The organism is Paenibacillus sp. FW507-14B1B (assembly GCF_058781425.1).
The window spans coordinates 146683-170479 of sequence record NZ_JBYSWS010000004.1 but is presented as its reverse complement, the minus strand read 5'-3'; the positions used below and the strand labels follow the sequence as shown (position 1 = coordinate 170479).

The window sequence follows — 23797 nt, the reverse complement described above, 5'->3', positions numbered from 1 at the left end:
CATAACTATTGATTAATAACTAAATTATACCGTATCATTACAAGTAATAAAATTGATTTGCGTTAGGAATTATGACATTAAGATCGCAATTCACTTTCAGGTTTGTTGACCTTAATAAGGAGAGGTGATTGGTTATGAATGTTGCTTTTGTAGCGCATGATCGTAAGAAAGAGGAAATGATTAATTTTGTCATTGCTTATCAGGCGATGTTCGAAGAACATACGCTTTTCTCCACAGGCACGACAGGCCGACTCATTACAGAAAATACGAAGCTAAACATCATGAAATTCCGGTCAGGTCCACTCGGGGGGGACCAACAAATCGGTGCTATGGTGGCCCAAAATGAACTCGATTTGTTAATCTTCTTCCGCGACCCACTTGTATCTCAGCCGCATGAGACCGATATCACTGCTCTACTTCGCCTATGTGATGTGTATGGAATTCCGGTTGCAACGAATTTAGCAAGCGCTGAACTTCTCGTCCATTCGTTAAAGCGCGGAGAATTCCACTGGCGGGATGTCATCCATCAAAGCCGTCCTGTGAATATTAAGCACCACAAAGTGAAGCCCGTCGTATTTCCTTCAAATAAGTCATCGCTGCATAACGGAAACGACCACCTCCCCGCTACAGAATCGCTATAAATTTGATGTCACTCATCAATATAAAAAGGTTGATCTTCCTCCACAGAAGATCAACCTTTTTTATTATTCAGGCTTCCTATCCAGAAAGAACGAACGAATCATTCTTTATAGTTGCCTTGCAATGGTTACGAGGTCTTCCAGATCAATCTTTCCATCTCCTGTAACATCAGCTGCTTTAATTTTTTCCCAATCTGGGCTATCTGTTGTTTTTCCGTAATTCGCAGCGATAATCGCAAGATCTCCAATCGATATCTTACCATCGTTATTAAGGTCTCCTGGAGTTCCTGGCTCTATTGGTTTTCCTGGTTTAACCTGAACCGTTATAGAAGATGAAGCTGCTTCGAGCTCTTTTCCTTCTTGATCCCCCATGACGGCTTTCGCTATTTTAACTGAGCCCGACAACACTTGCTCCACTTTCTTCGCTTTAAATTTCATCTCAAGCACTTCGGAATTACTACGAATGGCGTGCTCTGCCCCCTTGCTTGCAACAATGAAGCGAAGCTGTCCTGGAGTGGTATCTATCACCTCTACAATCGAAACGTCATCTTCATGAATGGAATTTGCAGAGACAAATTCAAACAACGAGTCATCATATTCCACCTTAACATCCTGCGCATATACCGGATTAACCACATTATTTAATCCATAAGTAACACTTAGCGTTTGCTCTGAATCGACAGAAGGACTACTATTCAAGGTGGAAGTTAATTCGGTTGTACTGCTACTCTCATGTCGATATACATTAATCTCTGATGCGGTCGCCCATCCCCCAGATCCTTCGATCGCTTCCAGCTTTACATGTGTTGCCTTTACCGGACTAAACGTGATCACCTTATCTGTCTTATCTCTTGCCCAGCTGCCTTCGGATACTTTAGTGAATTCATTGCCGTTACTACTAACATAGAGATTATATTTGGTAATGATTCCGTTGAACCGTCCATCTCCACCCATATCTTGTCTTGGTGTGTATACGAATTTATCAATCTCATACGTATCATTCAAATTAATGATAATCGATTGCGGTAATCGATCAGATAGATTCCACTTTGTGCTCCATAATGTCGCCTTCCTGCCATCCAGCACTCGATCTGCTCCTTCTCCAGGCTCAGCACTTGTAGCTGTCGCATTCATCAGCGATTGGGGGATAGCCAGCGGATCTGTCTCAGGTGCCATGGGTACTGGATTAAATGTGCCGACCGGATGTTCATATGCACCGATATCCGGACTATTATAGTGTAATCTATTTCCCCAAAAATCCTTCACGCCTCCGTCAATCAACAGCTTCCCGGCATCGATTAAAGGTGAATTCGGCTGAAGCTTGTATCCATCAAGCGAAGTGATTCCAGTCTTACCGCTGCCGGGGTTTACAAACAACGGATCTTTAGTGATTTTGTTCGGATCAGCAGGTTCATTCGCCGCATGTACGCCACCTGCCTCATAGATTACATTATTGCTGAAGTCTACCTTAGACCAATCAGATACGCCCCAATTGGTAGGTGCGTTCTTATTCGTATTGTAGAACACATTGTTGTACACACCCATTCCCTGCTTCCAAACCACATTCGTGATCTCCGATTGGCTGCTGTCATAATAGAATATATTATTCATGATGTAAGAGGGCGACAGTTCATTGAACAGGAAATACTTAAACAATCTTCCGTCATTCTGACTAATATTATATCTGACAACATCATGCTCATTCCCTGCCATAACGAGCATGAAGCCTTCTGGATTGTCATGACTGTAGTTAAACTGGAATGTTGTATTCGCAGACATGCTGTCTAGATCAAATGCGGTTCCATCCTGATTCGGGGCGCCGCCGGATACCTCATTGAATTGGAATGTCGTATCGACAGCATTCCAAGGCCACATGCCGGCATTCGGTTTATTCGATCTCATCGCAAAACCAGCTAATACATTATGCTCGATGAGAGCACCTTTCGTATCGCGAATTAATATACCGTCTCCACCAATATCGTTAAGCTTGTTGTGACCAATATACACACCCGTGCTCCATAGGTTGTTATCCCGCAGCAGTGGTCCCATCTCGCTGTCATATTGCCCCCCAGTCTGCACCGGTACATAGAGCAATTTATAACGAACTGGCTTAATCCCTGTCCGGTCCACATGGTCGATCGTGTTGTATGTAATACGTACATCATTAAATCTGGCTTTGGTTACACTCCCTTTGGTACCGACAATAACTTCACCGACGATCCCCCCGCTGCTTTTGTAAGGATCGTTGCCTACACCATGTTCATTGCCATCAACATCGTGAATATAACAATCCTTAATATAAATATGTTGATATACGCGATCACTGGTACGTCCATCAATCGAATACAGAACTCCGATTCTCCGATTCGGACCTGTGTAATTAACTGTAAGATCGTCATCATTCGTTATTTCAAGATTAGTAATTTCCCAGTATTCCTGATTCTGAAGCATTACCGCGCCTTCCGTCTGACCTCCACCGTTAATGGCCGGCTTATTACCTGATCCATACTTACCTATTACAATAGGGCTTCCTTCGGCTCCTGATCCTTTAGGCCAGAGCTGACCGTTCCAGCTCTCACCAGCTTTGAATAGAATCTGATCGCCGGGTTGAAATGTTGTGCTGTTTACCTTATCTAGTGTCTTCCACGCAGAAGAGGCACCGTCTCCAGCATTACCATCATTACCTTTCGCATAATCCACATAATAGGTTGTACCTTGTGCAGCCGCTAATACATGTCCAGGCATTGATACCATTGGGATTGCACTGACCGCGAGCATGCTGGCCGCGAGCGTCCATGATAATAATCGTGCTCTCATTGTTTTTCCCATTTCCTTACCCTCCCCATCGCTAATTTTATTAAAAACTTCATGTTTCACTTCATAAAAGATCATGTAATCAAATTATAAAATACGATAGGATTGAATTATTTCGTAAATATGCTTTGTTTTTATCGTAATCATGCTCTGGTTTGCTATATAGATCTACCTCGTTTAAATAATCTTTTATACATGAGGTGATTCATTATGAAAGCGCATCCATCCGAGTTTCCGTACAGCACCCTTTCCCATTCTCCAAGCGATATCGCCGTTAAATTTATGTTTTTCGTTCAAGATGTTGGTTGGTATGTATGCAAGCCTGATTATTGTATAAATCGTTCATTATCTCACTATCAACTCAAGTATGTCGTTAAAGGCTCCGGGTATGTGACCGCCCAGGGAAGAACCTATAAAGTAAATGCTGGTGAGCTATTCTTCTTAGATTTAAGTCAGATGCATCAATATAACGCAGATCCGAGTAATCCTTGGGAACTGCTGTGGGTTCGCTTTGGCGGAATTCAAAGCTCATATTATTTCGAGCTGTTACACGCTTCAGAGTGCCCCGTATTTCAAATCAGCAATACCGAGCAGACGGAGCTTCTTTTTAAACATCTGTATGATTTATTTCTGCATCGCCCCATCGGTCTTGAGTTCATAGCATCCTCTCTCATTACCCAGGTGTTCACGCAATTGATCATGTCTTCCATGGACAAAAACAACGCTGAATCTATTTCGCTGAAGATCGCATACCCTACAGAAATACAACTAGCGCTAGAGTTTATCGAAGCACATTATCCATCGGATATTAAAGTCGAAGACGTTGCTCATTTCGTACATCTAAGTCCCTACTATTTCTCACGTTTATTCAAACGATATACCTGTCATACGGTCACTGAATATATCATCAAATACCGATTAATTATTTCTAAGCAGCTTCTGACCTCTACGATGATGTCGATCGGCCAAATTGCCCAGCATGTCGGCATCGGCAGTCAGAGTTATTTCTCCATGTTGTTTAAGAAATATGAAGGAATTACCCCTAAAGAATACCGCCAATATATTCACAACGATAAAGTATAAAAAAAGCGCCCTCAGCAGGGTGCTTTTTTATGACCTCTTTCACGCCTCCCCCTTCAGTCCCGCTCCTTAACAGCACCCTCATCTAGGCACTCGCATAGGCTAGAGCATTAGATGCGTTCAGCAAGGAGAATGATGATGAATGTAATATATCCGAGTCCTTATTGGGACTATCAAGTGTATCGACCCACGGCTCCTCCCATCTTGTTAGATATGAAACGAGGGGATGTGAATGGAGACGGCATCCTCGATACTGTCTATCTATTCGGTAACAAAGTAGATCCAACCAGCCTCTTCGCAGACCACATAACCATGGGGATTCAGGACGGGGCTACACACCAATTAACGATTGTCCATCCCCCTGAGAATGCCGGGTATAATCCTACGCTGTTCCTCGGAGATTTCAATAAGGATGGTATTCTCGACATTATGGTCAGTATGGAGACCGGAGGCAGTGGTGGATACGGTATTTTCTATATCTATTCGTTCCAAAACAACGATTTAAAGAAGCTATTCGATGTACAGCAGTACAATGAACAGTACCGTTTCCATGTCAACTATGAGAATGGATATAAGGTAAGCATAAGTAGTCCTCAGCTCGACATCTTGTTTACCATTGATATCAGCAACAAGGGTTACGACTATTTATCTCAGTTCTATAACGAGTCAGGACAATTGAAACAACCTACCAAAGGCGAGGTTCTAGCACTAGGAGCTCTTTATCCGGTCGTAACCAACACGGGAAGCATGCGTTATGACCTCCTCGCCTTCCAGCGAATCATTGGTACAACGAATGCTGACACATTAGGCAATGTAGAGAACCTCATTTCATGGGATGGGCATGCCTTTGCCTCGAAAAGACTGACAGTCTCTATCCCAGGTAGCAAGTTAATTACACCTTATCTCAGCTAATTAGGCATGCACCCCTAAATGGTCAGGCGCATATATTGCAGATATGGATAACCACCCAGAGATGGAGGACGAAATGATGAGCATGCAGTACCAAGGCCTCGGCCATCAAGAGCAAATCTTATATCAAGCCGGACCCAATCATCCGCAATCTTTAAAATCAACTCGAGATCATATGCACCATCTATGCAACCAGCATAAAAATCAACTCGTACGTGTAGAAACACTCGATGGGGAAGTTTTCGAAGGCGTCATCACACATTGTGATCGAGGCATTATATATTTGAGCCTACCAGACAAGAGTGGCTCGCGCGCCTTCGGACCGAATTACTACAACAATGTTATTCTCCCGCTTGTTCTTTATGAACTGCTCGTGATTACCCTGTTATTTATCTAAACGCAATCCCTCTAACTTAATGTAAAGGAGTGAACACTCATGGCATTTATGCCTCCTTTTGGACCACAGGGACAACAGACGGGACCAACCGCTCCACCTCCACAGGCTCCTCCCCCAAAGCCAATGACCTCCACCTTTGCCGTTGACCCTGGTGCAATTCAGAACTGTCTATTCCGAAACACTTATATATGGCCCAAATTCGGAATTGGTTTCTGGTTCTTCCCGACTTTCGTGGGGCGCACATCTGTTGCCGGCTTCAGATGGACTGGCCGAAGATGGGTTTATTCTGGATTTGATTTAAGAACGATTGAGTCTTTTACGTGCTTCTAGTGAGTTACTACATCGTCAAAATAATCAATTGATCAAGCAGCACAGCGCTCAAGCTGTGCTGCTTTTTAATGATTTGTCCAAGAGTATGCGAACAACTAAACTTGCACTTGCCATTTTCCAGAATAAGGGGTATATTCTCTGTGAATATAAAATATAAATATTCATACGTTCATAAGTGGCATAAGGAGACCTTAAATTATGGCAAGAAAATTTTATGAACACGAGAAAGAACGCATCCACTCACAGTTACTAACGCAGGGGAAATGGCTATTCGAGACGCACGGATTGAGGAAAACAAGCGTGTCTGATCTAACGAAGGCGGCTGGTATTGCACAGGGATCCTTCTACCTGTTCTATGCATCGAAGGAGGAGCTGTATTTCGATATTCTTCAACAGCTAGAGGAGCAGATCCGTATAGATATGGTAAGCAAGCATTTCTCATCTGGGATCTTGACGAGGGCTTCGTTCAAGCAGTTTCTCAAAGATTCCTTAGATCTTATGGAGACCTACCCGCTGATTCGTCAGCTCTACAACGAAGAGATCATGGAGACATTAATCCGCAAACTGCCGGATAAACTGCTCGAACAGAACTTTACAGGTGATGCTGACTATCTCCTACCCATGATCATACAGGCACAAGAACAAGGATATATGGCCCAGAAGAATCCTGAAACCATTGTTAGTCTACTGCGCTCCATCATTCTGCTATCCCTTCAGAAACGAACGATAGGTGAAGCACATTATGAGAACACGATGGAACTTCTTATCGATTTCATTGTTGATGGACTTATTACGGAGAAAGAAGGCTGAGTTCATGATCGAGGTGCAAGATTTACAATTTACTTATCCCGGAGCGAAACAGCCCACCCTTAAAGGGCTGAACTTCTCCATTCCTGCAGGGGAGATTTTTGGATTTCTGGGCCCTTCAGGTGCAGGTAAGAGTACAATTCAGAAGATCCTTATCGGAATCCTGAAGCAATATTCAGGCAGTGTTCGTGTCCAGGGTTCAGAAATACGCAATTCACCCCCTGATTACTACGAAAAAATCGGTGTTGCCTTTGAATTCCCGAACTTCTACACCCGCTTCACTGCATTAGAGAACCTCTCACTCTTTCGCTCGCTCTATAAAGGCAAGACTGAAGACCCGAAGGATTTACTGGCTATGGTTGATCTTGATAAGTATGCCCATACCAAAATTTCCGATTTCTCAAAAGGCATGAAAATGCGGCTTAATTTCTGTCGTGCGCTGCTAGGCAGCCCCGATATTCTTTTTCTGGATGAGCCGACTTCCGGACTCGACCCTGTGAATGCCAAAGTCATGAAAGACCTTATCCTCGCCAGACAACAGCAAGGCACTACGATTCTATTGACCACACACCACATGAGTGCAGCAGATGAACTATGTGACCGGGTTGCCTTCATTGTGAATGGAGGGATTAGCCTTATCGACTCCCCTCGTGAGTTAAAGGTTAGAAACGGCCGCTCCCGTGTTCAAATCGAGTATACAGATCGAGGACGACTCCAACGCAGAGATTTTGATCTCCAGCAGATCGGTTCAAACCAAGCATTTCTTCAATTATTGCGAACACACCCCATTGAGACCATGCATACACAGGAGGCCACGCTAGAGGATGTATTTATCCAAGTGACAGGAGAATCATTACGATGAGACTTCAAGCTGCCTTCTTCTATGATGTGAAGCTACAATTCCGGCATGGATTCTACTATGCCTATCTGATTATTAGTACCATTTATATTATGGTGCTGCAAGCTCTACCTCAAGAGTATCGCCAGACTGCTGACATCATTCTTACTTTCTCTGATCCCGGCGTACTTGGTTTTTTCTTCGTCGGCGGGCTGGTCCTGCTTGAGAAAGGTCAGAATATTCATGACAACCTCTTCGTTACACCTTACAAGCCGGAAGAGTATATTCTATCAAAGACGCTAACCTTAACCGCACTCTCCATCCTTACCTGCTCTGTTATACATCTCAGCACCTTTGGATTTCATACAAACCTATTTCTATATCTACTGGGTGTAGCCATGACTTCATTCTTCTTCACCCTAATTGGAATGGGTCTATCAGCAAGGTGCAAAACCATCAACCAATTTTTCATCAAATCTATGCTCTATACATCCATTCTCATTCTGCCACTCTTGGAGACACTTGGCCTGTGGAATTCACCACTCTTCTATGTCCTACCTGCCAAAGGCTCACTGCTTCTCATTCGATCAGCCTTTACTAACTTGTCACTAGGAGAGCTAACTTACGCTGTTATTTCATTAGCTGTATGGTGTGTGGTCGCTTATTTTTGGACACGGAATTCAATAAGTCGCTACATTATATTAAAAATTGGTGGAGGTCAAAATTAATGCATGCTATCACTCAGCTTCTACGTAGTGATGTAAGGCAGATCAGCCGTGATCCAATGCTCCTATCCGCCCTACTGGCACCTGTTCTATTGATTCTATCCTTACGTCTAGGTATACCTATGGCTTCTGATGTGGTATACGAAAGACTCGGAATCGAGTTAACGTTATATTACCGCGAGATTATGAGTTTCTTCCTACTTCTCATCCCCCTCATATTAGGGATGCTATCGGGTTTTGTAATTCTCGATGAGCGCGATGAGAATCTAATCAGCTATTATGCAGTTACCCCGCTCTCTAGGCGTGGTTATTTCCTATACCGATTATCTGTCCCCATTGTTATATCCACCTGCTTTAGTCTGCTGCTTATATACACGGTTCAACTAGTCTCTATTCCGTGGACTAAGCTTCTATTGCTCATGCCCATGATTGCAATGGAAGCTCCAATCGTGGCATTGTTTATGAGCGCTTTTGCAGCGAATAAAGTAGAGGGGCTAGCCCTATCGAAGCTCGCTGGCTTGGTTGTTCTCGCCCCTTTGATTATTTTCTGGGTTCCTTCACCCTGGCAATGGCTCGGTGGTATCATCCCGACCTTCTGGATCTCCAAAACCTATCTGATCGCTACCCAGCAGGGATCTCTGAATTTCATGCTGTATGTAATCATTGGCACTGTCGTCCACTTGATATTCCTAAAGAGTCTACTGAGGTTATTTGTAAATAAGCTCGATTAATTTAAATCCAAACTATGTGTAACCCGGTTTCTCCCATTCTCCTTGGAAGCGTAAAGGGCCTGATCGGCTTTTTCTAGCAGAGTTACATCTGAATCCTCGGAAGTCATCGTGGCTACTCCTATACTCACCGTGATAGTCACTAATTCCCACGGAGTCTGTAAAACCGCAAGTCGCAGCGCCTCAGCCCTCAACTTAGACGCTTCAGCATCTGCATCTGGCAGAAGAAGAACAAATTCTTCACCGCCTAGTCTGGCCACGGTGTCTTCACGCAGAGAATGTCTGATTAAGGTATCCGCCAACTGCTTCAGAACAAGATCACCGGCCTGGTGCCCCCAGGTGTCATTTACTTTTTTAAAGTGGTCTATATCGATAATAAGAACGGAGAAGGGTTGTTCGCTCTCGCAGTACCGCACAATCAACTCTTCTAATTTATCCTGAAAATATCGCCTATTCTTAAGGCCCGTCAACTTATCCGTAACAGACAGTTCCACCAATACTGCATTGTACTCCATCAGCTCGGCTTGCTTCTGCTCAATCTCCTTATGAATCTGTTCCAGCTTCGCAAGGGCTTGGTCCTTCTCCCAATAGGCAGCTTCAATCTGCTTCTTAGCTGTTCGTAGCTCTAGTTCATAATCAATACGCTTGCCCATCTGTACCAAGATGCAATCAATCATCTCTATTCCTTCTATCTCAAACCGTCTCCCATTCAGAATGAATGGAATGGACTGGCCTTGACTGTCTCTCAGACTTAAGAAGAGCTCCTCCACATGTCCGTTCAGATGAATATAAGGGTAGAAATAAGAATGAAAAATAAGCTTGTTTGCCGTCGACATGATAGACTCAAAATGCTTCTGGACCAAGTCTTCCTCTTTATATCCCATCCACTCCAGAAATGTATCATTCACATCGCTAACAATTCCAGTCTGAGTGATTGAGATATAGCCACAGGGGGCATATTTCAAACGATCATCCATTATCTTATATATCCTTTCAATGCGGGCATAATCTAGCTATTGAAGATATTCCTTAATCAATGTAATCGTTTCTACCGGGTGACTGATATGAGGATAATGGCCTTTAGCCTCCATGATTCGCAGTGTGCTATTCTGCAAGTGGCTGTGCAGATACTCCCCCACCTGAAGCGGAACAATACTATCATCAGAGCACTGCATAATCAGTGTAGGAACGGTAGATTCGGATAAATCACTCCGATGGTCTGATAGAAATGTAACCTCCGCGAACTCCCTTGCAATCACTGGATCGGTAGATATAAAGCTCTGTTCCAGCTCTTTCGTTAACTGTGGAAGGTCAGGGTTATTCATCGCAATCGGCGCCAGGAAACTTGCCCAGCCTGTAAAATTCATCTCCATCATATCAAGTAGTTCATTTATATCACTTAAATCAAACCCACCGACATAATGCTCTCCCTCATTCAAATAACGTGGAGAAGGTCCAATCATAATCAATTTATTAAAATACTCTGGACGCTTGATGGATGCAAGCATTCCAATCATGGAGCTAACCGAATGACCTACAAAAATAACATCACGCAGCTCCAGCGCTTCCATCACTTCCAGTACGTCCTGTACATATCCGTGAAGTGAGCTATACTTTTCCGCTCTATATGCGTGTAAATCAGAGTTGCCCGAACCTACGTAGTCAAAAAGAACAATCCGGTAATCCCCTTCAAAAGAAGGCACGATATATTGCCACATGCTCTGGTCACACCCAAACCCATGGGCAAAAACAATGGTTTGTTCTCCCGCTCCAATTACCTTCACATTATTCCGTGTCATCACATTCGTCATTTCGCATAACTCCCTCTTCTAGAAGTGTTCTCTTCATTCTGAGGGGATGATATATAAATATCAAGTCTATCTTTCTAACACTTTATAAAGTAGAAAAAGGACTGCCCTTAGGGACAGTCCACCGTCTTCATATGTAAGCATCAACTAGACAATTAATGCTTCAAAATCAATACATATATCCTCTAAGGTCCATTCCGTAGCCTGACGGCTTCGACAACTCATAAACAATGCTTCACTCGTTAGCGTCGTGAAATTTCTTCTGTCTACGACTCGAATGGAGGGCAGAGGGATACTGTCTTCACATAGAGCCCAGCTCCAGTTCGACCCTCTACTTCGAGTATTCGATATCAGTCGCTGAATATCAGCTGCTTCCTGATCCTCTGAATCTTTAGGTAATTGTCCAAGTCTTGTGCCATTTAGACATATCCCCTCGTCACTCGTCGGGTCCTCCACGTAACCCCATGCCCATACCGAGCCATCCCTCTTTACACCCTGGCTCTGCATTGTCCCTGCCATAATTTCCGCGAATCCTTCAAAATCATTCGTTATTCGCTTGGCAACCATCCAAATCATATCATGCGTATAGTATTCATCCATATAATCCATCCATGTGTATAGATGATTCGTTTGTGCCAATTTTTCTAGGTTAAAGGTTATGTCTTTTCCCCATAATTGCTTAATTTCTTCCTCTAATTTAGCATAGTTGATGTTCTTATCGAAACCGAGCGCTCCGTTCCAGTTCGCTCCCCAGCCCCAAATCTGTCCATCTTTATCAAGTGCCAGACTATGATAGGGACCCGCAGAAATGGATTGGATCTGATTCAATAGTCCATTCTCATGAACCACTCGAATGGGAGAGAACTGCGATCGCCCAATTTTATGATATCCAATCCCTAGTTGGCCCTCTTCATTATCTCCCCAGGCCCACACCTGACCCTCATCATCCAGTGCCAAACTGAAAGTGGCCCCTGCGGAGATTTCCACGATGTTCACCTCTTGAGGAAATACAACACGTTTGGCCCCACGGATGTCATCTTTATGCGCTCCCTCATTCGTGAATCCAATTCCCAATTGACCCTCAAGATTGCGTCCCCAAGCCCACACCTGACCTCTGTTATCCAGTGCCATACTGTGAAACCCACCGGCCGAAATTGCCTTAATATTTGAGAGGAGCCCTCCCTCTTCACACGATGTAACCTGATAAGCGGTCTGCTCCATAATCCATGATGAATCACCTAGTTGCCCATATTGGTTGCAGCCCATAGCCATGACGGTGCCATCGCTCAACAGGACAAGATCATGATCTGTTGCTGTACTAACCTCTCTAACACTCAGATCAGAGACCTGATTCTCCTTAGAGACGTTTACTACCGGAAGCAAACCGACCACTGATGTCCTGTCGAGAACGATTTTCCACTTTTTCCGGATTGGGTGCACTCACTTATCACTCCTTTTAAATAAAATTGCTGTTAATAATATAGTCCAATGTGAGAAAGTGATATAGTGACCCGTGTCATGAGTGTTGTCATGTGACAAGATATTCATCATTAAGCGGATACAAACACCTAATGATTACAACTGATTAGGACTTTGGTTCTCCTGCAGCCTCCCATTTCTCAATTTCTTCACGCACTCGTGGTGCCACTACAGTACCTAACAGCCTGATGGCATTCATAACATCCTCATGCGGCATGGTGCCGACCGGTACATGAAGCATAAAGCGTGTAATACCAACAGATTTACGAAGGTGAATAATTTTCTTGGCTACTGTATCTGGATCACCTACGTACAGTGCACCGTCGAAGCTCCGTGCGAAATCGAAGCTGGAACGATCGTAATGTCCCCATCCACGCTCTCGACCAAGCATATTCATACAGGCCTGCGTAGATGGAAAGAACTTATCCGCTGCAAGCTCCGTTTCCTCTGCAATAAATCCATGGGAGTGCGATCCAACCGCAAGCTTCGAGACATCATGCCCTGCATGTGCTGCTGCTCTTTTATAAAGTTCTACTAATGGTGCGAACTGCACCGGCTTCCCTCCGATGATCGCAAGCACGAGTGGCAATCCGAGCAGACCCGCACGGATGACGGATTCCTGATTACCACCACTTCCGATCCAGATTGGCAGAGAGTCCTGAACCGGACGTGGATATACTCCCAAGTTATCAATGGCTGGTCTATGTCCTCCTCTCCAGGTCACCTTCTCAGAATCCCTGATCTTAAGGAGCAGCTCCAACTTCTCATCGAATAACTCATTATAATCATTCAGATCATAACCAAAGAGTGGAAAGGATTCGATAAATGAGCCCCGGCCCGCCATAATCTCTGCACGTCCATTCGATATCCCATCGAGTGTAGCAAAATCCTGAAATACACGAACTGGGTCAGCTGACGATAAGACCGTTACCGCACTTGTAAGACGAATATTGCTCGTCTGCGGCGCAGCAGCCGCAAGCACCATTGCCGGTGAAGATGCTGCATAGTCTTTACGATGATGTTCGCCAACACCAAACACATCGAGTCCTACTTGATCGGCAAGAATGATTTCCTCCACCACTTCACGCAATCGCTGCGCGTGGCTCATTACCTCACCCGTCTGTACATCAGGCGTCGTTTCTACGAATGTACTAAGTCCGATTTCCAAGGATCATTCCTCCTATAGTATAAATATCTATCAATAGCCCCAAAGGCCAAATTGTTTTAATGACAGATATCTTTATTTTGAACTATTCCGCTATTATTTTCAAACAAGTTACATAAAGAAAACGCCAATAGATAATCTACAAGATACATAGACCATCCACTGGCGCTAATTCAGCTATTCAAATTTACTTATTGTCGATCATGTAAATTAATTGTACGAGGTTACCGTCTACTTGATACGCCATGAACATGGTGTAGTATCCCTTATCCTCATTCGAAAGGTCAAAGATAAACTTATTCGGATCTGCACTTAATTGGCTAACATCCAACACCGTTTCTTTAAACGTCTTGTTGTGTCTAATTCCAGCAGAAACCGGTATAATCTTCTTCCCATCCCGTCCTCTCACTAGATTATCCACTTCAATGATAGGTCCTTGCAATACTCCACCTACCTCAACCAATTGAGGATCAGCCATGAGGTTTGCCAGCTTCTTCAAATCTTTCAACGGAGAGAAGTCTGTAACTTCAGCGCCCGTAATATCGAGCGTTACTAGATTCTTAGCATATTCCAGACCCTTAAGAGATCTCACTCTTCTAGTCTCATCCTTGAATGAGATCAGGTTATGCATATCCGCCAGCGTAATATCTCCTGTGATTCCAAGAGTCTTCTTAAGGCCATCTCTTAGATATTGATCTGGTATGGCAACCACTTGCGTTAAATCAATCTTCACTAGACTTGCCACGGCTGCTCTAATCGATGCTACAGCAGTGTCGATTTCACTTTGATTAGCGGCTGGATTAGCAAGTATCTCTTCAGCTTTGGAAAGGCTATTTGTTAACACAGCAACGCTCTCCGGCGTGTAATCTTCTACATTTATGGCCTTAGCGTCTACAACTGCTTGTTGTAAATCTTGTACATAAATGTGATCTGCGTTAGCAAAATGGAATTTAGCATCGCCCCATGTAGCATGATCGGATCCGTTGCCATTTCCGCCATCCGTAACGACAAGCTTAAGCTCCTTCGCGCCGTTAATATCAACTTCAATAAATTTCTGTGGATCTCTGGATTGCATCACACCACTGTTGAATTTAAGTTCTCCATCCACATAAACCTCAAAGCTTACAGAACCAATTGAACCATACATTTGACGATCCACACCAACAAATGATGTGAAGTAATCCATATTCTTATTGGTTAGATCATATACAATCGTAGAGTTGGAATGTGCTCCAATACCTCTCTCATAAATCACTTCACGATTGTTCTCGTCTGTGAGTCTGAGAGCTTTAGTACTGATAGACTTATCTTTCAATGGAGCTGCATAACTGTTCTGCGTAGAACTCCAATCATAATCCGTTAAGAAGTGATAATCATTCATGTCAACTACAGCTACCGTTCTCTCTTTAGTCACCGTATTGCCGTCACTGTCTGTAACAGAATAAGTAATTGGATACTCCCCTGCTCTATTGAAGTTGACTTCATCTTCTCCTGTAACAGTTACCTGAGCTGTTAAATCTCCATCTTCAGCATCGATCGCGGAGTAACGCTCTCCCAGCGTGATTACCTCACCAACTTTAGTCGAAACCGATTTCGGAATGGTAAGTTCCGGTTTGTCATTTAGAATGATAAATTTGGCATCACCAAAGCTGCCATGGTCGGAAGCATTTCCGTTACCCGCATTATCAACAATCAGCTTTAATTCCTGAATGCCTTTCACAGGAATCCGAACAAGTTTCGCTTCTGTACTAAACTTCATGAGTCCACTATTGTAAACTTCTTGACCATCTGCTACGAGTTTAAAGATAACACTCGAGTTATTCTGTTCCGGTATATTTCGGTCCACACCTACATACGTCTCGAAATATTCATAGTTGGAATTGGCGAGATTATACACAATTTCAGAGTTGGCATGGGTGCCGATTCCTTTAGCGAACTCTTGTACTTTCCCTTGTACCAGCAACTTTATCGTTGCATTCGTACTCGATTTGTCTTTTCTAACCACGTTATAATCTGTTCTTGCAGATACCCATTCTACGTCACTCATATACTTACTCGCACTATAAACTACGATATTTCTTGTCTTGGTCACTGTATTGCCGTCTGAGTCGGATACCGATAACTCCACTTGATATGTCCCCGTCTTACCTGTTGTAAATCCGTTGGATTTAACTTCAACTTTACCGATCAAGTCTCCATCCTCATTATCAAATGCCTGCACATCTTTTAATACATCGAATTCGCCGTTAAGTGCAACGAATGTAGTTTCATCAGGCAAAGTGAGGGTTGGCACGCTAGAGTTATTCGTGAACTTAGCATCAGCCCATACGGTATGGTCTGCAGAATTGCCACTATCGTTCGCATCCGTTGTAACCAGCTTGATTTCTTTTGCACCTGTAACCGGAATTCTCACGAATTCTTGCTCGGTGCTTGCTCTGAATACACTACTGTCGAATTTCTTCTCGCCATCAACATATACCTCAAATGTTGCAGAAGACGGTCTTCCTTTCATAGACTGATCGATACCGATATAACTCTCGAAGAAGTCATAACCTTTGCCCTCAATATGATAGATAACTTCCGAGTTCGCATGCACACCGAGACCCTTCGCATAGACGGCATCCATGCCTTGACGAAGAAGCGTAATCATGCCGCCACCAGGTGCTCTATCTTTCTTCAATTCACTCCAGCCCACAGTTGCTGATGCCGCATTTAGATCCGAAGCGAATACGTAGTCGCTTGTCACAGTCACTTGACTCGTTCTCGATTCTACTACCCCACCGCTCTTAACTTCATAAACAACTTGATAGTTTCCTTTACGTGTAACATCTACGTTATTCGATTTCACCACGACTTCACTCGAAATATCGTTACCTTGATACGTAGAAGCTTTCACATAATCCATCGGATTAAACGACTGGTTCAGCTTCAGCGTGACATACGCCTGAGCAGATAATGCTGGCTTAAACGCTTTGAATTCCACCGGTTTCAGTGTCTTCAGTGTTTTATCATAAGCCACGATTTTGTAAGTGTAGTTGACATTCGTATCTATGTTCTGATCTACGAATTGATCTTCACTCGTAAAGCCTATCAGCTTGTTATCTCTATAAATTTCATATCCTAGCAAATCCTCTGCATAAGATTTATCCAGACTAATGCTTAGTGTATTCGTTTTAGCAGATACATTCGGGATCACACTAGCTGTTATCTTAGATGCCTGTTCAACAAAGCCATTTCCTTTGTAATTAATTACTGAATTATTCAAATACCACAGCTTCTTAGGTGCCGGATATACAGATACTTTCTCTCTTGTATCCGCGTTAACTGTGAATCCATGTCTTGCAAAATAACTGCTCAAATCCTTGCCCAGCACCTCAGAGGAGAACTCGACCAAATACTGTTGTTTCGAATTTTCACCATTCGGCAGAGAGACCTTTCGATCCCGGTACAGGCTGTTCAGTTCCTTCCAATATCCCGGATGAGCAAGCTCCAATTGCCAGAAGGCACCGAGTCTCGCAAATAGAGACTGCTGCTCCATAGCTACTTTATTCTCTTCAATGACATATTTATAGATATCCTGATAAGGAATGCGGGTATCGATCGATTGATAATCAACCGACATCAACATAGCCAGCATATTGTTGGTTATTTCACCATACTCTCGTTCGCCAACAGCCATACGGTGTCCGATTTCATGCGTCAATCCCCAGCCCGGATATACCTTTGTAAAATCACTCAACATTTGTGATACCGTACCAGCTTGTATTCCGGTATGGTCACCTGCTGCATACATTGCACCATACGGCTGCATCAAACGGATGTTTTCCCGAATACGCTTAGGATCGTGGTTCGTATCGCGTCCATCTAGACCGTAGAATTCAAAGTTCTTCTTCATCCAGTAGTCATAGCCGGTTAAGGTACCCATTGGATCCTCGCCCTGTGTAATAAATTTCTTATAAGCTTCGGATGCCGTACCTGTAAAAATGATATGCTCACTTGCCATTTCGACCACATCAATAAGCTTACGGTCTTTTACATCAGGGTGTGCTGCTTTATCTGCATCTAACATCTGTTTATATTCCGTTAGGAAAGACTTAAATTCCTGAGGATCCGTGTCCTTCGTCATGAAAGGGATCTTCTGTCCCCCTTCAATTCGAATGCGTGGTGCCTTTCCTTGTTCTTCAGCTGTATAAGGATTAGAAATATAAACTGTACCACCTTTAGTTACAGGGTGCGCATAGTAACTGTTCGATGCGAATTCCGGCACGATAAAAGTGTTCTTGCCTGGACGCAGCTGCTTCCCACTTGCCCACACATTCCATGCTGCTTCTTGTTGAGAGAATACGATGGAAGGTAACTTGTCGGCAGACTCCACATCCACATATACATTGATCTCTTGACCTGGCATCGCCACAAATCCCGTAGGTTGGTTGTTCGTACCAAGTGTAAACCGTAAGTTCTGCGATGCATGTTTTCTCATATCCCCGCGTTGCTCTGCGGTAATTATGGTCCCCTCGATCTGGGTCTCACCACTCACAAGCTTTTTCGCCAAATCAAGACGTTCTTTCAGCTCAGAATATAAAGGATGTAATTTCGCTTCATTCTCCAACGCAGTAAGTTTAGCCGCACTATTATAATCCGGTACTACCGCACTCATCGTGCCATCGGTGAATAGGCTGTTGACCACATCCCGAACATTATCTTCTTTATAGAAACCAAACTCCGATGCGCTGGCCCAATCTTGATCTGCTTTTTTGAATACGAATTTAACCCGTTTGAACGCTGTTGGTGCAAATTTAATCTCTACAACATCACCAGTCCACCCTTTATATTCCCCTGATGTAACGAGTGTAAACTCATTGCCCTCATCGGATGTAGAAGCATAAATATCAAACTCTCTTGCAAACCCCTTACCTTTTGCACCATCTTGTCTAGCTGAATACACAATTCGATTGAGTGTGGTCAATTCATTGAACTGAACCACCACTTCATTCGTAAAGGCGGAGGTATTCGGTTTGCCTGTTTCCCAGTGTGTCGCCATATCCCCATCAATCGCCTTACCAATCGCGGAATTAGAATAGTTCCCACCATTATTCGTAATCGATGTAATGTTATTTCGGCTGATTTTAAACACCTCATTATACGCAGCTAAACCAGCCTTGCCATGTAGATCAAAAGGAACGACAACAGCTTTACCACTTTCGTCCACTTTACTAGCCAATACATTTTTTACTGACTTTGCATTCTGTACTTCATTAGCCATAATCTGACCTGGTCCCACTGTAAGGCTGGCCAACATTGCTGCTGATGTCGCGATTGCAATCATCTTTTTCATTACGATTTTCCCCCTGGTATGTGAACATAATTATGACCAATGAACTAAAAAACGCGTAAAAAAAGCTACCCATAAGAGTAGCTTACATTGCGAATAAAGCTCGGCATAAAAATTAAGACTTAATTTTTATAAAACCAAACCTTAAATAACAAAAAGCATAAAATACTCTTTGGCAACTGGCTGACATCGTCTTTTAGACCTTAGTCCCTGTAGCTTTGCGTCCCTACGTTTCCATAGGTTTGCCTATTAAGTTTTACAACACATTAAAAACAGTAACATAGTATTATATTTTTCGTCATGAATCGTTGGGACTATATCTAAATTAAGGTAATTAAGATTATTTATTATGTATAAATTAGCTAATTTCGTTACTTATATCCTATATACAAACAACCAATTTCGATTCTCTTGAACATATAAATCTTTTCAGAGACCAGACCAGGACATTTGGGGTTTGGGGGTTTTTTTCACTAAATTAAGAAATCTATGATGAACTAGTTCATCGGTCCTGAGGCTTATTAGATACCTCATAAAAAAACACCCAGTCTATCTACATCGTAGAATCAATGTAGTAAGCAGGGTGTTCTGACATTAAAAATAATGAGCGTTAAATCTTTTTAACAAATTCAGATTTTAATTTCATCGCTCCAAATCCGTCGATTTTGCAATCAATATCATGATCGCCCTCAACCAATCGGATATTTTTTACTTTAGTACCGATCTTTAAGACCGAGGAACTTCCTTTAACTTTGAGATCCTTAATAATGGTCACTGAATCCCCATCACTCAGTACATTTCCATTCGCGTCTTTAATAACTTTAGCATCTTCATCTGTTTCGTTGTCTGATTCCGGATTCCATTCGTAAGCACATTCCGGGCATATTAATAAATTCCCATCCTCATATGTGTATTCCGAGTTACATTTAGGACAATTAGGCAAATTAGACATGTTATTATTTTCTCCATTCCTTGTTGATCATGATATGTTACCATTCTGCCATAGTGCTTATCTATTAACAATCTCATTCCCAACTTGTCCAATTAAAGGATAAGTAAAAATTCTATGGACACACTATATCCAAGTGATTCTTAAGCCTTCCTCAACACAGCTAGGTTTATACACGCACTGTATTGTGCTATACTCTTTTATGACACCTTTAGGTGTCATTTAATTTAGTGGAGGTATCAATTATGGAAACACAGAATATACCGGAAATTCGCAAAACCGTTGTACTTCAGGCTCCTATTGAAAAAGTATGGAAAGCCGTTGCAACATCTGAAGGCATAGCTGCTTGGTGGATGCCGAGTACATTTGAACCTACAGTTGGATTTGAATTCACATTACATGCGGGCCAATTTGGAGATTCACCTTGTAAGGTAACGGATATTGACCCTCCCTATCGCGTTGGATTCAACTGGGGTAAGGACTGGCATCTTGCTTTTGAATTAAAAGAACTTGAAGGCGGGAAAACCGAGTTTACACTTATTCATTCAGGTTGGGATGCTGAGAAGGTTACCGAATTCGGACAGCCGCATGCTGTCATTCGTGAAGTGATGAACGGCGGATGGGAGAACATTGTAAACAAAAGCCTTGTTCATTATGTAGAGGCTTAGGCACTTGGAAGCTACTGCTGCACAGCATGATGTCTATCAAGCCATTGCCGATCCTACCCGCCGTAGGTTATTAAAATTACTAGCCCATCAAGAAATGCCCATAGCAGCGATGACGGCATGTTTTCCGATCAGCCGTACAGCTGTAAATAAACACCTGAAAGTGCTCTCTGATGCAGGCCTTGTAAGCAGTCAAAAGGTTGGACGGGAAACAAGATATACCCTGCAGCCAGAACCACTCAATGAAATCAAGCAGTGGCTCACATTCTTTGATTCATATTGGGACGAGAAGCTGCTTGCTCTTCAGCAATTCGTAGAGTCTAATACCGAAGAATAATTAGCACGATGTTAGAAGTCTCCAGAGATGACCTTTTTATTAAAAGGTTCTGTCTTTGGAGCTTTTTTTGTATAACAAACTGCTTCATTCTGTATATTTGCCCTTACTCAAGATATATTTATCCCACTATTTATGACAAAAAACAAAATATTACATTCAAGGGAATAGGCTATGAAAATGTGCATTTTACTTTGAAAAGTGCCTATGTATTCGTTTTCTTGATTGTTAGCCGGATTTTACACGGATGCGCAAGCTGGGATAGGTTTAGCTTAATGGACAAAAATGTAAGGAAAGTAAAGACAGAGAGAAAAGGAGTGAGTTGCCATGCAGTACTTGTTTTACGGAATCGCAGGCGTGTTTCTTACCTTCCAAGTGCTATATACGATAATCCCCCTGATCTGCAGCAAAGTGAAGCGGCTTGATCCAGAACTTGCGGAGAGATCGATATCTGTACTTGTCCCCGCCTATAACGAAGAACTTACGATCAAGAACTGCATCGATGCGATTGCAGGTGTGCAGTATAGCAACTACGAAATGCTGATCATCAACGACGGCTCGAAGGACGACACGATGGGCAGATTAAATGAACTGCTGGAGTTAGAGCTGGTTCATAGGAAACCAGACCATAAGCTTACATACAAGTCAGTCCGAGGACTATACCAATCCCTTACCTATCCCCATATTTTTGTTATCGATAAGCTGAATGGTGGAAAGGCAGATTCTTTAAATGCGGGTATCGATTATGCAGCCTCGGAAATCGTCATTACACTGGATGCGGATAGTATGCTGGAGACCCATTCTTTGAAATATGTAAATCAATATTTCGATAATGATGAGATTATTGCCCTTGGTGGCACAGTTAAGATTGTACAGGGAGCCGAGAAGAAGAATGGCACGATCATAGAAACATTTCGCGGAAAAGGAATTATTAAGAGCCAGATTATCAATTACACCCATGGCTTCTATGTTCGCAAATTAACACAGTCCTTCTTTAATTCCATTGTAGTTATTTCAGGTGCATTCGGTGCTTTTCACAAAGATGTCCTGATGCAAGTGAATGGTTTTCGCAGTACGGTGGGTGAAGATATTGACATTACCCTTAAAATTCATGAATACATAAAAGCGAATCAGTTGAAAAAGAAGCTCGTGTTTGCGCCGGAGGCAGTATGTTACACCGAATGTCCGGAGAATTTAACGAACTTCTATAAGCAGCGAATAAGATGGCAAAAAGCATTTGTTGATTGTATCCTGATCTACTGGTCTAGATTATCCCAGCGATTTAGTGTGGGTGTTAGTTTGTTCTTCGCCATCGACGGTTTCATGCTGGGGACACTAGCCGCATTCTCCACGCTCTTCTACATCGGGCAAACCATTCTAAGTGGCAAAAACATCATAGAAGCACTGATCTTCCTGCTTATTATCATTGTCATCAATGCCGCACAGTTCATCGTCTCCTTTTACTTATGCAAAAAATACGGGAGTAATTATACCCTGTGGGATTATGTGAAGATGCTCTTCTTCAGCCAATTCGAATTACTGACCTATCGAAATCTTCTTCTCTACATCAATATTGTGGGTACTTTCAAGTATTTTGATAACGATGAAGGCTGGGGGTTCGTTGAACGTAAAGGCGTTGCAGCGATTAGCCAGAACATGGCGGCTGGAACGAACACATGAAGGAGGAGGAGATTACTATGAATACCGTTATTCCTAATAAAAGAATTTTGTACGTAGATATCCTGAGGATTCTATCTATCATCGCTGTCATTATATTGCACTTTACAGCGGAACTTCTAGTTAGCTCCAATCAATTCAACACACCTTCATGGTGGCTTAGCAATCTATTTAACTCGATATCGCGTTTTGCTGTTCCTGTATTCTTCATGATCAGTGGCGCGATGATTCTACGAACCGAGGTTCATTCCTATCGTCAGTTCTACAAAAAGAGAATTATACCGCTGCTGATTCCGCTTGTAAGCTGGTCCATCATTTACGGTCTGTATAACCAGTATTATATTTTAAAGAGCCAGATGAACGTCTACGAATTCATCGTCGATTTTGGCTATCGTCTACTTACCGACACGAACTATATTCATCTATGGTTCTTGTATGCCATTATTGCAATCTACATGACGGTTCCTCTGATCAACAAATTTATCAAGACCTGCACTGAAAGAGACCTTAGATATTACTTACTTCTATGGTTTATCGTGAGTGTAGCTTATCGATTCGTCTCAGACGCTGCATTTCGAGTAACGGATCAATACATAAGCATTCCCATCATGAACATCCCCTTCTTTATGGGCTACCTCGGCTACTTTATTCTCGGATACTATCTGTTTCATTACGAGCTACCCGCTAAGACCAAGAATATTATCTATAACCTTGGCATACTCTCCTTCTTCCTAACACCTATAGCGACTTACATCGTTTCGCTTCGAACCGGAGTGCTCGATGAGATGTTCTACGGTAACTATTCAATTACGACCTTCTTTATGGCTGCCGGTTTGTTTGTCTTTTTCAAAGATAAAGAAGAAGCGATGAATGAAAGAACGAATCATAAAATTCAAAAACTGATTGGCTCCATGGCCAAGGCCAGCTTCAGCATTTATCTCATTCATCTAATGGTCGAAATTATGTTCTCTAGCAAAACGACAGTGGATGCAACACTTCTTGAGGCCTCCATTAGCCTCATCATGAATATTGCTATCATATTCTGTGTTAGCTACATTACCGTCAAAATGCTGAACTTAAGTAAATCGATAACTTACCTGTTATTCGGAGGTCGAGGCTAAT

At 42.8% G+C, this 23797-nt stretch carries 19 protein-coding genes, 1 pseudogene and 1 riboswitch; of the genes and pseudogenes, 13 read left to right on the top strand and 7 right to left on the bottom strand.

Translation table 11 applies throughout. The features are described 5' to 3' along the window. Positions 1 to 134 precede the first annotated feature (134 nt). Positions 135 to 539, top strand: a pseudogene (locus tag AC3WJJ_RS19520) (methylglyoxal synthase); the annotation flags it as partial. A gap of 207 nt (positions 540 to 746) precedes the next feature. Here AC3WJJ_RS19520 and AC3WJJ_RS19515 read toward each other — a convergent pair. After that, on the bottom strand, positions 747 to 3467 hold the full coding sequence (locus AC3WJJ_RS19515; protein WP_492543349.1) for a discoidin domain-containing protein: 2721 nt from the start codon (positions 3465 to 3467) through the stop codon (positions 747 to 749). 195 nt (positions 3468 to 3662) lie between these two features. On the opposite strand from AC3WJJ_RS19515, the gene AC3WJJ_RS19510 reads away from it, so the two are divergent. The 8 genes from AC3WJJ_RS19510 to AC3WJJ_RS19475 all read left to right on the top strand — a co-directional run bounded on the left by AC3WJJ_RS19510 (position 3663) and on the right by AC3WJJ_RS19475 (position 9269). After that, positions 3663 to 4535, top strand: coding sequence for an AraC family transcriptional regulator (locus AC3WJJ_RS19510; RefSeq protein WP_492543347.1), 873 nt, complete (start codon positions 3663 to 3665; stop codon positions 4533 to 4535). A gap of 135 nt (positions 4536 to 4670) precedes the next feature. Then, positions 4671 to 5444 carry a YybI family spore inner coat protein gene (locus AC3WJJ_RS19505; protein WP_492543345.1) on the top strand — a complete coding sequence of 258 codons (774 nt, stop codon included), beginning with the start codon at positions 4671 to 4673 and terminating at the stop codon, positions 5442 to 5444. Between the two features lie 43 nt (positions 5445 to 5487). Further along, the gene (locus tag AC3WJJ_RS19500) at positions 5488 to 5838 is read left to right on the top strand and encodes a hypothetical protein (RefSeq protein ID WP_492543343.1); all 351 of its coding nucleotides are present in this window, start codon (positions 5488 to 5490) and stop codon (positions 5836 to 5838) included. 39 nt (positions 5839 to 5877) lie between these two features. Then, a complete protein-coding gene (locus AC3WJJ_RS19495; protein WP_492543341.1) occupies positions 5878 to 6168 on the top strand; it encodes a transporter in 291 nt (96 codons plus the stop codon). Positions 6169 to 6366: 198 nt separating this feature from the next. Beyond that, entirely contained in the window at positions 6367 to 6978 is a 612-nt protein-coding gene (locus AC3WJJ_RS19490; protein WP_492543339.1) for a TetR/AcrR family transcriptional regulator, read from the top strand. Positions 6979 to 6982: 4 nt separating this feature from the next. After that, positions 6983 to 7837: an ABC transporter ATP-binding protein gene (locus AC3WJJ_RS19485; protein WP_492543337.1), complete on the top strand. Its 855-nt coding sequence runs from the start codon at positions 6983 to 6985 to the stop codon at positions 7835 to 7837. Further along, complete coding sequence (locus tag AC3WJJ_RS19480) at positions 7834 to 8541, top strand: fluoroquinolone export ABC transporter permease subunit (RefSeq protein ID WP_492543335.1); 708 nt, start codon at positions 7834 to 7836, stop codon at positions 8539 to 8541. The genes AC3WJJ_RS19485 and AC3WJJ_RS19480 overlap by 4 nt, the downstream gene beginning before the upstream one ends. Next, entirely contained in the window at positions 8541 to 9269 is a 729-nt protein-coding gene (locus AC3WJJ_RS19475; protein WP_492543333.1) for an Rv2686c family ABC transporter permease subunit, read from the top strand. Before AC3WJJ_RS19480 ends, AC3WJJ_RS19475 begins: the two co-directional genes overlap by 1 nt. Here the strand turns inward: AC3WJJ_RS19475 and AC3WJJ_RS19470 are convergent. From AC3WJJ_RS19470 to AC3WJJ_RS19445, 6 genes are all read right to left on the bottom strand, one after another. After that, complete coding sequence (locus AC3WJJ_RS19470; protein WP_492543331.1) at positions 9266 to 10243, bottom strand: sensor domain-containing diguanylate cyclase; 978 nt, start codon at positions 10241 to 10243, stop codon at positions 9266 to 9268. The genes AC3WJJ_RS19475 and AC3WJJ_RS19470 overlap by 4 nt on opposite strands. Positions 10244 to 10279: 36 nt before the next feature. Further along, entirely contained in the window at positions 10280 to 11077 is a 798-nt protein-coding gene (locus AC3WJJ_RS19465; RefSeq protein ID WP_492543330.1) for an alpha/beta fold hydrolase, read from the bottom strand. A gap of 144 nt (positions 11078 to 11221) precedes the next feature. Beyond that, positions 11222 to 12514 carry an RCC1 domain-containing protein gene (locus AC3WJJ_RS19460; protein ID WP_492543328.1) on the bottom strand — a complete coding sequence of 431 codons (1293 nt, stop codon included), beginning with the start codon at positions 12512 to 12514 and terminating at the stop codon, positions 11222 to 11224. Between the two features lie 145 nt (positions 12515 to 12659). Further along, positions 12660 to 13721, bottom strand: coding sequence for an LLM class flavin-dependent oxidoreductase (locus AC3WJJ_RS19455; RefSeq protein ID WP_492543326.1), 1062 nt, complete (start codon positions 13719 to 13721; stop codon positions 12660 to 12662). A 184-nt stretch (positions 13722 to 13905) separates the two neighbouring features. After that, positions 13906 to 19053, bottom strand: coding sequence for an NPCBM/NEW2 domain-containing protein (locus AC3WJJ_RS19450; RefSeq protein WP_492543324.1), 5148 nt, complete (start codon positions 19051 to 19053; stop codon positions 13906 to 13908). A 168-nt stretch (positions 19054 to 19221) separates the two neighbouring features. Further along, positions 19222 to 19307, bottom strand: a riboswitch (cyclic di-GMP riboswitch). Positions 19308 to 19660: 353 nt separating this feature from the next. Beyond that, positions 19661 to 20002: a zinc ribbon domain-containing protein YjdM gene (locus AC3WJJ_RS19445; RefSeq protein ID WP_422658836.1), complete on the bottom strand. Its 342-nt coding sequence runs from the start codon at positions 20000 to 20002 to the stop codon at positions 19661 to 19663. A gap of 242 nt (positions 20003 to 20244) precedes the next feature. On the opposite strand from AC3WJJ_RS19445, the gene AC3WJJ_RS19440 reads away from it, so the two are divergent. The 4 genes from AC3WJJ_RS19440 (at position 20245) to AC3WJJ_RS19425 (ending at position 23796) form a co-directional block, all read left to right on the top strand. After that, positions 20245 to 20667: an SRPBCC family protein gene (locus AC3WJJ_RS19440; RefSeq protein WP_492543321.1), complete on the top strand. Its 423-nt coding sequence runs from the start codon at positions 20245 to 20247 to the stop codon at positions 20665 to 20667. A gap of 4 nt (positions 20668 to 20671) precedes the next feature. Beyond that, positions 20672 to 21001 (top strand): ArsR/SmtB family transcription factor, encoded by a 330-nt coding sequence (locus tag AC3WJJ_RS19435; protein ID WP_492543319.1) that lies wholly within the window; start codon positions 20672 to 20674, stop codon positions 20999 to 21001. A gap of 324 nt (positions 21002 to 21325) precedes the next feature. Beyond that, positions 21326 to 22678, top strand: coding sequence for a glycosyltransferase (locus AC3WJJ_RS19430; protein ID WP_492543317.1), 1353 nt, complete (start codon positions 21326 to 21328; stop codon positions 22676 to 22678). 17 nt (positions 22679 to 22695) lie between these two features. Further along, positions 22696 to 23796 carry an acyltransferase gene (locus AC3WJJ_RS19425; RefSeq protein ID WP_492543315.1) on the top strand — a complete coding sequence of 367 codons (1101 nt, stop codon included), beginning with the start codon at positions 22696 to 22698 and terminating at the stop codon, positions 23794 to 23796. Position 23797: the final 1 nt, after the last annotated feature.